The following is a 491-nucleotide window of genomic DNA, read 5'->3' on the forward strand; positions in this document are numbered from 1 at the left end:
GGGCCGGAGGGGGCGCGCCGCCGTCCGGTCCCGGGGCGGCGCCGCAGGGGGAGGACAGTCCGCCGGTGCGGCTGCGCGTCAGCCCGGGGAGCAGACCTGGGTGATCTCGCCCGCGGCGTCCGTGATGGGGGCGAGGTTCGGTGTGCGGTTGTCGTTGATGGCGTCGCGGGCTTCCTTGACGGCCGTGTCGAGCTTGTCGACGGCCTGGCCGAGGTCGGCGTCGCCGGTCTCCTTGCCGAGGGTGTCGAGGTTCCGTTCGATGCGGTCGAGGGCATCGATGGACTCGGCCGGGTTCTCGGCGGCGTCGGTGGCGGCCCGCTGGAGGTCGGAGACGGCCTCGGTGATCGTGGCGGCGGTCCGTGCGCAGTCGAAGGCCTTCTCGACGGCGCCGCATCCCGTGAGGAGCGGCACGGCGAGCGCCGCGGCGGCGAGAGCGGTGACGGCGGTGATGGTGCGGCGGCGCGGTGCCAGGGACGGCGGTCCTCCCCTGG

1 protein-coding gene is annotated in these 491 nt (G+C 75.4%); it reads right to left on the bottom strand.

Translation table 11 applies throughout. The annotated features are described in order from the left end of the window. Nucleotides 1-78: 78 nt before the first annotated feature. Nucleotides 79-411, bottom strand: coding sequence for a hypothetical protein (locus KBZ10_RS28980; RefSeq protein ID WP_374223434.1), 333 nt, complete (start codon nucleotides 409-411; stop codon nucleotides 79-81). Between the last annotated feature and the right edge of the window lie 80 nt (nucleotides 412-491).

It is taken from the genome of Streptomyces sp. F63, from assembly GCF_018070345.1.
Lineage (GTDB): Bacteria > Actinomycetota > Actinomycetes > Streptomycetales > Streptomycetaceae > Streptomyces.